Annotated in this window: 6 protein-coding genes and 1 pseudogene; 5 read left to right on the top strand and 2 right to left on the bottom strand. The window is 40.5% G+C overall.

Annotated features, from left to right (window positions below; all coding sequences use genetic code 11):
- Positions 1–878: 878 nt before the first annotated feature.
- Both ACE1AT_RS21215 and ACE1AT_RS21210 read left to right on the top strand, forming a co-directional pair.
- Positions 879–2264 carry an efflux RND transporter periplasmic adaptor subunit gene (locus ACE1AT_RS21215; RefSeq protein ID WP_374871918.1) on the top strand — a complete coding sequence of 462 codons (1386 nt, stop codon included), beginning with the start codon at positions 879–881 and terminating at the stop codon, positions 2262–2264.
- 95 nt (positions 2265–2359) lie between these two features.
- On the top strand, positions 2360–5596 hold the full coding sequence (locus tag ACE1AT_RS21210) for an efflux RND transporter permease subunit (RefSeq protein ID WP_374871916.1): 3237 nt from the start codon (positions 2360–2362) through the stop codon (positions 5594–5596).
- Between the two features lie 56 nt (positions 5597–5652).
- Here ACE1AT_RS21210 and ACE1AT_RS21205 read toward each other — a convergent pair.
- Both ACE1AT_RS21205 and ACE1AT_RS21200 read right to left on the bottom strand, forming a co-directional pair.
- Positions 5653–5874, bottom strand: a pseudogene (locus ACE1AT_RS21205) (zinc ribbon domain-containing protein); the annotation flags it as partial.
- Between the two features lie 149 nt (positions 5875–6023).
- On the bottom strand, positions 6024–7385 hold the full coding sequence (locus ACE1AT_RS21200) for a PrsW family glutamic-type intramembrane protease (RefSeq protein WP_374871914.1): 1362 nt from the start codon (positions 7383–7385) through the stop codon (positions 6024–6026).
- A gap of 596 nt (positions 7386–7981) precedes the next feature.
- Between ACE1AT_RS21200 and ACE1AT_RS21195 the strand changes: the two genes are divergently transcribed.
- The 3 genes from ACE1AT_RS21195 to ACE1AT_RS21185 form a co-directional block, all read left to right on the top strand.
- Positions 7982–9997, top strand: coding sequence for a protein kinase (locus ACE1AT_RS21195; protein WP_374871912.1), 2016 nt, complete (start codon positions 7982–7984; stop codon positions 9995–9997).
- A 273-nt stretch (positions 9998–10270) separates the two neighbouring features.
- On the top strand, positions 10271–11686 hold the full coding sequence (locus tag ACE1AT_RS21190) for an ABC transporter substrate-binding protein (RefSeq protein WP_374871910.1): 1416 nt from the start codon (positions 10271–10273) through the stop codon (positions 11684–11686).
- A gap of 170 nt (positions 11687–11856) precedes the next feature.
- Positions 11857–12697 (top strand): PstS family phosphate ABC transporter substrate-binding protein (locus ACE1AT_RS21185; RefSeq protein ID WP_374871908.1); only part of this gene is annotated, 841 nt, incomplete at its 3' end.

The following is a 12697-nucleotide window of genomic DNA, read 5'->3' as shown; positions in this document are numbered from 1 at the left end:
TTTTAAGTGGTTTTGGTAAAATTCTGGTAACATTATCAATAGATAGGTCTTATTGACAAAACTAGACCTATCTTTTTCTATCACAAAATGTTACACGCCTTACATACAAAGCTTTTGAGTCTATTTCGTCGCCCCTTCAGGTAAGTCGTTACTTAAAAAATTGAACTAAAGAAAATATACATACTCACCCCGATCTTTAGTTTGTTGAGTTTAGAGGTAGGATTTGTAGATATAGCATTCCTAAATTATTCGTGGGAGACAAGATTCTCGAATTATCAACAGAAATCGGGGATCTGAACTTTGCAATCCTCACAAATAAGAGACTATTTATAAAGTAAAAATATGACTTAAGTCATGGGTGTATACATGACTTTGTTCTCATGTACTTACTAAGTATGGTTTCTATGATAGAGAAAAAAAGTACAAAAAATACTTAGAGTAATATCATTTTTACTCTCCAAAATAATATCTAATTGCTAGATAAATTTGTGTTATGGCTCAAGAAAGGAGTATTTTCTTTAACATGTAATCTCTAGGCTAAAAAAGAACTATAAAAAGGCTTATTTTTGTTATTTATCAGTCTTATGCCTTTCAGTAGAGACAAGTGAAACCATCAATATTTATACTGTATTAATAATTGTATCAAACAGATGAAATTTTACTGAGTTTGTAATAAATGATCTGCTTTTTAGGTAAAAAGTCACTTAGTATACAAAAAACAGTAATAATGATGAAATAAAATTTCCAGTTTTATCTTTAGTTAAAAGGTATTTTCCTTTTTTCATGTACCCGGAGGAAAATTTACAACATCTATAAATTAGGACTAGTTATCGGCGGCTGTGATTAGGCAAAAACCGCCTCAGTAGGAGCCAAACATAATGATTTACGACGGAAATAAGCAGCGTATATTGGTTAAAAATCCACCTTTATTGCTGCCGGGTTCATCTGTATTCTTGGTGATTTCCTGGCTGAGTATAGGATTATTGATGGGGGGTTGTGGATCACTTCCCAAAGAATCTGCGGAGGCTCAACAAGAACGTCGTGGTGTATCTGGACAAACAGATAGTGCAACACCTGTAGATGTGGCGATCGCTCGTCAAGATGATCTGCAAGAACAATTAGAATACACAGGTACTACTACACCATTCCGCACCGTATCGCTGCGATCGCAAATTGAAGGACAGCTTTTGGATTTAAATGTAGATGTCGGCGATGTTTTAACAAAAAATCAAGTAGTCGGACAGGTAGATGATACGCTACTGCGAACAGCTTTAAATCAAGCTGAAGCAGAACTCGCAGCCCTCAAATCAGAAGTCGCAAGGGCGAATGCTCAAGTGAGTAATGCGCGTGTTGAGGTAGAACGGACGCGATTAGAAGTAACGCAAGCCCTTGCCGATGCCGAAAGACAAGATAAACTCCTCAAAGAAGGAGCGATCGCCCAACAAGCAGCTGAACAAGCACGCACCAACGCCCAAACGGCGACACAAGCCTTCCGCGCTGCACAGGAACAAGTACGTACAGAACAACAAGCTGTTGCTGCTGCGAAAGGAAGATTAACAGCTCAACAAGCCTTAGTAGCAGAAGCCAAAGAACGCCGATCCTATGCCAAGCTAGTATCTCCAATTGCGGGTGCAGTCTTAGAAAAAGTTACAGAACCCGGAAATCTTTTGCAACCAGGTAATGAAGTTCTAAAAATCGGCGATTTTAGTCGTGTCAAAGTTATAGCCCAAGTTTCGGAATTAGAACTGGCAAATATTCAGGTAGGACAATCAGTACAAGTACGGTTAGATGCCTTTGGTGATAATACATACGTTGGAAATGTGACACGTATATCCCCAGCTGCTGACAATACAGCTCGTTTAGTACCAGTAGAAGTAGTGATTCCTAATAATGGAGCAAAAATCGGTAGTGGACTTTTAGCAAGAGTGAATTTTGCTCAAAAGGGACAAGAACAAGTAGTAGTACCTTTAACTGCTATTCAGACAGGAGGAGGGAATAAGCAAAACCGCAATCCAAACTCGAAACCAGAAAGTAATCAGGGTAAGGTGTTTGTGGTGAAGCGAGAACAAGGCAAAACAACGGTTGCAAGTAGAACCGTAAAATTAGGTAACACTAATGATGGCAATGTAGAAATTATCTCTGGTTTGCAACCGAATGAGGAGTACGTAGTACGCAGTGGTAAGCCTCTCAAAGAAGGGGATGCTGTACGTCTTTCAATACTTTCGGAAAAATTGGATTCTGCTGCGGTGACAACCGGGAAATAAATATAAGTAGGGGCGAAGTATTTGTATAAATATCTTCGTAGAAATACTTTGCCTGTACAACAAAAAATATTTTTATCTACTCTAAATATAAAAAAATGCAGGCAACAAAAAAAAGTGGGGGATTTAGTGTCAGCGCCCTCTCGATTCGTCAACACATCGGTACACTGATGCTTACTTTGGCAGTCATGGTAATGGGTATATTTTATATTACTAACTTACCAGTAGATTTACTGCCATCAATTACTTATCCTCGCATTGGTGTGCGATTAGAAGCCCCTGGAATTTCACCAGAGGTAGCGATTGATGAAATCACCAGACCACTGGAAGAAGCTTTTGCGGCTACTGAGGGTGTGGTGCAAATTTTTTCTCAAACCCGTGAAGGACAGGTAAATTTGGATCTGTTCTTTCAAACAGGGGGTAATATTGACCAAGCCCTCAACGATGCTACAGCCTCATTTAATAGAGCTAGAAGTGGCTTACCAGACACAATTGAAGAACCTCGTATATTTAAAGTTGATCCTTCCCAATCACCAATTTACGAATTAGCACTAACTTCACCTTCGCTAGAAGGAGTAGATTTACGTGTATTTGCTGAAGAAGAACTAGCCCGTGAACTCAGTGTTGTATCTGGAGTCGCGGGAGTAGATGTATCTGGGGGAGTGCAAGAAGAAGTTAGAGTTAATATTGATTTGGATCGCTTGCAAGCCCTTGGTGTTGGTTTAACAGATGTACTCGACGAACTCACCAACCGCAACCAAGATGTTTCTGGTGGTCGAATTTTTGGGCAAAATTCTGAACCTCTCACTCGCACCGTCGGACGCTTTCAAAGTGCGGATGAAATCAGCAATCTTTCTTTTGAAGTCTCTTCTTCCCCCTCGAATTCTTCCACTACTTCCACTACTTCCACTACTTCTACTCCAAGTCGCCGCGTCTACCTACGTGACTTTGCTGAAGTGATTGATGGTACAGAAAATCAACGTTTGTTCGTTTTACTCAACAAACAACCAGCAGTAAAAGTCAGCATTCAAAAGCAACCGGATGCTAACACCATAGACGTTGTAGATGGAGTGAAAAAGCGAATCGAAGAACTGAGAAAATCTGGTGTGATTCCAGAAGGAACAGTTCTCACACCTACCTTGGATGAATCACGGTTTATCCGTAATTCTATTTCTAACGTTACCAGTTCTGGTTTAATCGGAGCAGCACTAGCCGCGATCGCAGTTCTGTTATTTTTGGGTTCGGTGCGGCAAACTCTAATTATTGTAGTTGCAATTCCCTTGGCAACTTTAGCAGCTATCATTTTGATGGGATTATTTGGGCTAACTTTAAATATTTTCAGCTTGGGTGGTTTGGCCTTGGGCGTGGGTATCGTGGTGGATAACTCCATCGTCATGCTGGAGAATATTGCCGAAGGTGCAGGTATGACTCCTGGTAAAGATACCAGAACTCGCCTCAGTTCATGGCAACTGATTCAACAAGCAGAACAAAGTAGTCAAGAGGTAGAATCAGCTTTGCTAGCTTCTACTAGCACCAACTTAGTTTCAGTTTTGCCGTTTTTGCTGATTGGCGGCTTTATTTCGCTGCTATTCAATGAATTAATTCTGACAATTAGCTTTGCTGTTGCTGCTTCTATTTTAATTGCCGTCACCGTAGTACCGATGTTGGCTTCTCGGATGCTATCATGGCGAATTTCCAGTGGTTTGAGTAATTTTTGGTTCCTCCGGGAGTTTAATCGCCGTTTTGATGCTGCAACCAGAAGTTACGGTGGTTTTTTGAGTAAAATTTTGCGTTTTCGCTTGATCACAGTAGCGATCGCGATCGGTTTATTAGGCGGTGGTAGTTTTTGGGTAGCACCGCAAATTCCCCAAGAAATTCTACCCCGGATCAACACTGGACAAGCAAGTTTATTTGCTCAGTTTCCTCCCGGTACTCCTTTAGAAAATAATCAAAAAGTCATGGCTGCGGTTGATGAAATTCTCCAGAATCAGCCGGAAACCGAATACGTATTTTCTACAATTGGTGGTGGTTTGTTTGGTAGCAACACTAGCGAAAATCCCCTACGGAGTTCTAGTACCATCACCCTCAAACCTGGTTCTGATGTAGAAGCCTATGTGGAACGAGTTACCCAAGAATTTAATAAACTAAATTTAGCAGGTGTGCGTTTGCGCGTTGCTCCTGGACAAGTACGTGGTTTAATTCTCACCAACTCTCCAGTCAGGGGAGCAGAAGTTGACATAATTGTGCAAGGAAATGATGCAAACACCTTACAGCAAGCTGGACAGCAACTACTAGGAACTTTAGAAGAAAAAGTAACCTTAGCCAGATTCCGTCCCGATGCTGATGCACGTCAACCGGAACTGCAAATCCGTCCAGATTGGGAAAGAGTTGCAGCAGTGGGATTAACTGCTAGAGAGATCGGTGACACAATTGCAACCGCCATTGAAGGTAGCATACCAACACAGCTCCAACGCAATAATCGGCTTGTAGATGTGCGGGTGCAATTAAATGAAGAATCTGTGCGATCGCCTTCCCAATTAGAAAGATTACCTTTATTTGTAGAAAATAATCGTCAAGTCCGTCTCAGCGATGTTGCAAAAATTGTTGATGCTCAAGCCCCTTCAGAAATTCAACGCATTAACCAGCGTCAGGTTTTCATTATCGCTGGTAATTTGAGCGAAGGAGCAAATCTCAGTGATGCCCAAGCACAAGTGAATGAGGTATTGAATAACTTAAAATTACCTCAAGGCGTGAGCATCCTACCTAGTCAGACAGCAGAAGCTAATCAGCAATTACAGAACTCTCTGTGGTTGTTGGGAGGATTAGCCAGCTTTCTAGTCTTCGTAGTTATGGCTGTGCAATACAATTCCTTGATAGACCCCTTAGTAATAATGTTTACCATTCCCTTGGCATTAGCTGGGGGTATTTTCGGACTTTACATTACCAAAACTGCCATTGGTGCAACAGTGATTGTCGGTGCAGTCTTGCTAGTAGGTATTGTTGTGAACAACGCCATCATTATGGTGGAACTAGCAAATCAACTTCGGGAACAGCAAGGTGTTAATCGTCAAACAGCGATTTTGCAAGCTGCTCCCCAACGTTTACGCCCGGTGTTAATGACTACAATTACCACAGTTTTAGGTATGTTTCCTCTAGCATTAGGAATTGGGGAAGGTTCGGAATTTTTACAACCTTTAGGTATTGTGGTGTTTGCAGGATTGTCCTTAGCAACATTGTTAACCCTATTTGTCATTCCTTGTTTTTATACTTTGCTCCATGAGATATTGAGCTGGAAATGGATAAACTCTGTGATCATGCGTTTGAGAAAAATCTAAACTAAAATTATCTGTGTTGCTCAGGTCAAAGCATTATGACTGCTATTACATGTGAACTACCCACACTGACCTGACGGTACAGTGTGGGCTTCCAACTTCACAGAAGATAGCCGCATCTTGGATTTACGTCCGCGAATTGGTCTTACATCCTCTCCATTGGCGTTAGCCTCCCCCGTCCCAGAGGAGGACAGCATTCTGATACCCTCTGCTCTAATATTCATCGCTGCATTACCATCTCTATCGTGATGAGTACCGCAACTTGGGCAAGTCCAAGTTTTGCGTAAGTCCTGGTAGCGATCGCCTCTGCGTTCTCTGCGGTTTAAAAGTTATTTATTTAACCGCAGAGGCACAGAGAACACAGAGATAAGAGCTTACAGAGGAGTTGATTGTTGAGAATTTTGATCCACGTTGAAAGGGTTGGTTCTAATTACTTAAAAAAGCGAGTTGCGAAATTCTGCTCACGCGTCGGCGATAAAGCCCGTGCTTTGATAATAGCTGTCACCAATAAAACGTAAGATATTCCCCCGACTACCACCAACAACCCTAAAACAAATACTCCTAACGAACCCGCTAGTCCGGCGCTGCTGTTCCATAAACCGTGTAACCCAGAAGCACTTAAGTAGCCTATGGGTAGAATTCGGGAAGCTAGACGCGGCTTGAGGATACTTAAACCAATACAATATCCAAACCAGCCACTCCAAGCCATGTGTCCTGCAACTTCGCCTAGTATTCGCGGAATCAGTAACTGCAACCCTGCTCCCAAAGCCGCTTCTGTTCCCATATCTTGAGCCACCTCTGCAATCCTACCAGGTACATATTGACCCAAGGTTTCAAACAAAGTAAATCCCACTGCTGAAGCTGCACCGAGCAAAATTCCGTCTAAGGGTTCCCAAACACCGATCCGTTCTCGCTTAGGAGATGCTAGGGATTTGCCAATCAGATAAAATCCAATAATGGGTAAAGCTTTGAGTAATTCTTCTAGCAACCCAGCGCCAAAAAAGAAGCGAATAAATAACTCTGGAAAGCTGAGGTTACTGGGATCTTCGGGTATGTTTCCTGGTAAAATAACGCGAAACACAAAGATAAAAAGATTTAGTATCGGACTAACCAAAACAACTATTGTGGTTACAGTTGAAGCAATTAGTACCCACCAAGGTTTAGGTTTGCCACATAACTGGTAGATAAAATATAGGGTCGCACCACCCAAATAACTTCCTAGTAATATTTGATATAAATAACCTTCCACAAAAAATAGTAGTACTACAAAGACAACAGTAATAATTCCTGGTACTAAGTACGCTTTCCGAGTCAAATCTTTGGGTGCAGACAAAAGCGGGATTAGTTGCGACAAACTAGTGTCGTCACTGTTATTAGATGAGGGTGGTGAATAGCTGAACGCTGCTGTCGTTTTTGAGGGTGCTGGCTGTGGTGTTCCTAAAGGTGGTTGGGGATTGTACTGATACTGATACTCGAAAAAGAATTGTGGCCCGTTACTTCCTAGAGTAATGCGATCGCCATTTTGCAGTTCTTGACACCCCTGTAAAATCTGTCCGTTTAAATAAGTTCCATTCGCACTACCGAGATCGCAAAGTAAAAAACTAGTTTTCCCATCTGGTGTTGCAGATGGACGAATCGTCGCATGACGCCGCGAAACCATCGTGTAGACATTGGAATCTAGGAGTATCTGACAACTATTAGGATCACGTCCCAGCACCATTTCACCAGTAGTCAGTAGTGAATAAGAATACTCTTCACTACCAGCAACCATACGTAGAAATGCATTACTCATTAGGCTATTCCTCTACCCAGCCAATAGTAATTATCTATACACATAAAATATTAATTCTTTACACAAAAGGTGTAAAAAATATAGTAAGTTTTTAAACATTAAGATAATTATAAAAGTATATCGAACAGTTTAAAAGTTGATTTTATACAGCTAAAATCATTGATTATTTATTATCAAAAAAATAACAATGATTGTTCGTATATTAAACCATCAAATAAAACGATTATAAATTTTGTGTGACACTTATTGAGCATGTAGCCAATGCCATTTCACAAAACTTTTGATCCGAATCCTCCCCCTTCCCTTGTCTGCTTGGCCACTAGATGTATCAGACTTAATTAGTGAAATGGTATAACCTCATGGATGCACTCAATCAAATTTAATTTATTCTTAGTAAATTTCCGTAATTTGAAGTTGCTCAATTGTTTGCATTACTAGATAGCTAGTATCAGCAGTCAAGAGGTAGGAGGTATAAGGTAAAAAACGATAGCTTTAATAAATTGTCTGTATTTTCAAAGGTCTAATTATTTCCACTGTATTGTACTAGGGACTCGCTAGATATAGTAAGAAAGATAACATAAAGGTTGTGTATTATAATGTTACAAACTATTATCAACAATCGTTACAAGATTGTTAAAGTTTTAGGAGAAGGTGGTTTTGGTAAAACTTTTCTGACAGAAGATACACATTTGCCTTCAGGTCGTCGTTGTGTGATCAAGCAGCTTAAGCCCGTCACAGAGAATCCGCAAATACATAAAATGGTACAAGACAGGTTCCAGCGAGAAGCGGCGATTTTGGAGGACTTGGGAAACAGTAACAACCGAATTCCTAATTTGTATGCGTATTTTGCTGAACAAGGTCAGTTTTACCTAGTCCAAGAATATGTGGAAGGCAAAACTCTCACGCAAAAGATACACACCGAAGGAGTGATGAGTGAGAGTGCTGTACGGGAAATCCTCAAGAGTTTGTTATACGTTCTTAACTTCGTACACAGCAAACACATCATTCATCGGGATATTAAACCAGATAACATAATTTTGCGGGATGCAGATAATGTACCTGTGCTAATTGATTTTGGCGCAGTACGGGAATCGATGGGTACAGTTGTTAATTCTCAGGGAAATCCTACTAGTTCGATTGTCATTGGGACACCGGGATTTATGCCTCCAGAACAAGCGGCTGGTAGACCTGTTTACAGCAGCGATCTCTACAGCTTGGCGATCACAATGATTTACCTGTTAACTGGGAGAATGCCACAAGAGTTGCAGACAGATCCTAGAACCGCAGAAATTATGTGGCACCAGTATGCGATGAATGTAAGTCCCAGTCTGCGGATGATTCTGGATAAAGCGATCGCATATCATCCAGGCGATCGCTACCCCACCGCTAAAGACATGATCGATGCTTTGCAATCTTCTGCTGTTAATCCTGCTGTTAATAATTACGTAGCCCCCACAGAACCTGCTCCGCAATACAACCCACCTGCATCACCAAACCCCGGTGGATATTCCCCACCTCCCACAGTCATCAACTCACGCGGTCAAAATCCTCAACACATCCAACCTGTTGTTACTCCTGTGGGTTCTAACCCTAATTGGTCAGGCGGAAGTGACAATCCTCAGCAGTATGTCTCACCTGCTGCAACCACAAATTCTAATTTCTTAGGTGGAGGTGGCACATTTAATACCAATGTTCCCGTACCTCCAGAAATTCAAGGTTGGAACTGGGGAGCATTTTTGTTGTCACCTTTATGGAGTATCACTAACCAAGTTTGGATCGGACTATTATCTTGGGTTCCTTATGTGAATCTACCAATGCCTTTTATTTTGGGTGCAAAAGGTAACACCTGGGCTTGGAGAAGTCGCCAATGGCGTAGCATTGAAGATTTTAAAGCCCATCAAAGAGCTTGGACAAAAGCAGGAATTATTGTTTATTCTTGCTTTGGATCTCTCATCGTACTATTGGCTGTAATTGGTGGCATTGCTTCACAGCAAGAAGACTCTGATACACCAACATCAACTCCAACTCAGATAAGTCCTAGTCCTAATGAATCTTCTTCTTCAAGTTCTTCCAGTTCTTCCAATTCTTCAAGTTCTTCATCTTTAGGAACTACTAACAACTCCCAAAGACTCACAATAGGCGATTTAAAAACCTATTCCTACGCAACTGGTTTATTTTCTATAGATATTCCTGAAGGCTGGAATCTTAAGGATAACAGCAATGCTGACGAAGTAATTATATATTGGCTTGATCCAACTGAAAATGCTCTCATTCAAGTTAATGTCTTCAATACTCAAAACAGTCCAAACCAGGAAGAATTAACTAATATTTTGAAGCGGTTTATTAACAAATTTGCTGCTAAAGAACAAGATTTTACAATGGATCAGCCTGTCAGACAAAAGGATGGTAGTGTCAGAATTACTTGGAGTTATACCGCTAAAAGCGGAAATTCTTCTATCTCACTCACAGCTAATAGTTTTATCAAATCCCAAGAAGATAAAATTTCCATTGATTCTTACATTGTACCTAGCGAGCAATACAAAGAACTACTACCAACTGTTAATCAAATTATTGGCAGTTACAAACTGAATGCTTCAGTTCCTTTGAAATAAGTAGAACAGCGTAAATAATTAAAGGTTTGTAGTGTAGACGCTCGTAAGAGCGGCTTCCCGAAGGGTGGACTTTAGTCCTCTATGAGCGCTTAAGCGTACCCTACGAGAACGCCTTACGACGTATGGGAAGCCGAAGAAGGCGCGTCTACACTACGAACCAACAGTAACTTTGCAGAGTCTGTAGTAAGCGGCTCTAGCCCTTAAATGTAATGATAAAAGAGGACTAAAGTCCTCACTACGAGCGTTATATAAAATTTTAATTTTTAATTGTCTATGTCCCAAAAAAACGAAACTGCTGTTCTATTCCTTACTTTATTAATTACTGTGGGATTGGTAGGTGGTGGGGTATGGTTGCTAAAAGACAACATTTGGCCACAAAACTCTCAAAAAGATGGCAATTTACTACAACCTAATAAAAAGTTAGTGACAGATAGGATTAGCTTTGGTGAGAAAACATTATCTCCAATCGAAGCTTCTCCTACGAAAAAAGAAGGTATCACGGCACTAGCATCTAGTAACTATAAAAGAGCGGTTTCTAACTTAGAAACTGCGTTGAAATTTAGTAAAAATGATCCAGAAACATTAATCTTTCTGAACAATGCCCGCATAGGTTCTACCAAAAGTTATACGATTGTTGCATCTGTACCATTGGGAACTGATCCAAATGGTTCTTTAGAAATTTTACGCGGCATTGCCCAAGCTCAAAATGAAATTAATGCGGCGGGGGGAATTAAGGGAGTACCGCTAAAAGTTGGGATAGCAAACGATGATAATAATCCAGAAGTTGCCCAACAAATTGCCAATACTTTAGTTGAAAATCAGGAAGTATTGGGTGTAGTGGGACCTTATGCTAGTGATGTTACTTTAGCCGCAGGTAAGGTTTATAATTCTGGACAACTTGTGGCTATTTCCCCAATTAGCACTTCTGTCAAAATATCCAACTTTAGCCGCTATATTTTTCGGACGGTTCCTAGTGATTTTATGGCAGCGAGGGCATTGGCAAAGTACATGGTAGAAAATTTACAGAAAAAAAATGCGGCTGTTTTCTTCAATTCTGAAAGTAACTATAGCCAGTCTTTAAAATCTGAATTTGTCTCATCTGTTTCCCTAGAAGGTGGACAGGTATCAAGTGAATTTGACTTATCTAAAGCCGATTTTAGTGCAGCTAAAAGTGTAAAACAAGCAATTAAACAGGGTGCAGAGGTTTTGATGTTAGCTGCGAGTACAAATACTTTAGATAAAGCACTACAAGTAGTGCAAGTAAACCAAAAACGTTTAAGTTTGCTTGGGGGAGATGATATCTACACACCCAAAACTTTAGAAATTGGACAACAACAAACAGTGGGAATGGTGGTGGCTGTTCCTTGGCACATTGATAGCAATCTCGGTGCTGACTTCCCGCAAAAGTCAAGACAACTGTGGGGTGGTGATGTCAACTGGCGTACTGCTTTAGCCTACGATGCTACGCGTGCTTTCATTGCAGCATTAGAACGTAATCCTACCCGTATCGGTATACAACAAGCACTTTCATCACCGGAATTTTCTACTACAGGAGCTTCTGGTACAATTCGGTTTTTACCATCAGGCGATCGCAATGCTCCTGTACAATTGGTGCAAATAGCTAGCAAAAATCCTTCTCGTTCTGGTACTGGGTTTGATTTTGTACCAGTTTCAACTTTACGTAATTAAAAGTTACAGAAAGTGAGTACGACTTTCCTCTACACCCATTTTCGGAGTGTAGTATTTCTGTCGCTTTTGTGAATTTTCTCCTGCCTTCTGAATAATTAACCAAACCTTAACCTATATCGATTCATATTAAAGTGAGAATTTGCTTTAACAGCGATAATTAAAAATTTTTTATGTCTCAAAAAAATGAAACCACTGTTTTGGTTTTGACTCTAGTAGTTACGCTAGGGCTGGTAGGTGGTGTCTTTTTATGGTTAGCTAATAATTCCGGAATTAAATTCTTCAACGCTAAAAATAATTTATCTGAACCGATTAAACAGCCCACTGCTGAAACTTTTGCACAATTACCAAATATTCCTTCTGGATTGTTTAACTATGGTGGTAGCACCACTTGGGCGCCTATTCGTAAAAATCTTGATACAGCAATCCAAACTGTATTTCCGCAATTTCAACTACGCTATACTGATCCAACTATAGGCGCTCCAGGTTCTGGATCTGGGATAAAAATGCTTTTAGATAACCAGCTAGCTTTTTCTCAATCATCACGTCCAGTTAAAGACGAAGAATACCAAAAAGCACAGCAGCGAGGTTTTAAATTAAAAGAAATTCCAGTGGCAATTGATGGTATTGCGATCGCAGTCAATCCTAATCTCAATGTCCCTGGTTTAACTGTTAACCAACTCAAAGATATATACATTGGCAAAATCACCAATTGGCAACAAGTAGGTGGGCCAAATTTAGAGATTAAGCCTTACTCCCGCCGTTTAGAAGAAGGAGGTACGGTCGAATTTTTTGATGAGAACGTCTTAGAAGGAAAAAAATTTGGTGCGAACGTTCAATTTATCCCAACTACCACAGAAGCTTTAAAAGAAGTAGCAAAAAATCCGGGTGGTATGTATTACGCTTCGGCGCCAGAAGTAGTCGGACAATGTAGTGTTAAACCTTTATCACTAGGAAAAACAGCAGATAAATTTATTCCACCCTACAAAGAACCATTTATTTCTCTGCAACAAT

Origin of the sequence: Pelatocladus sp. BLCC-F211, assembly GCF_041928655.1 — a bacterium.
Lineage (GTDB): Bacteria > Cyanobacteriota > Cyanobacteriia > Cyanobacteriales > Nostocaceae > Pelatocladus.
The sequence above is the reverse complement of the archived record's forward strand: the minus strand, read 5'-3'. Positions and strand labels throughout refer to the sequence as shown.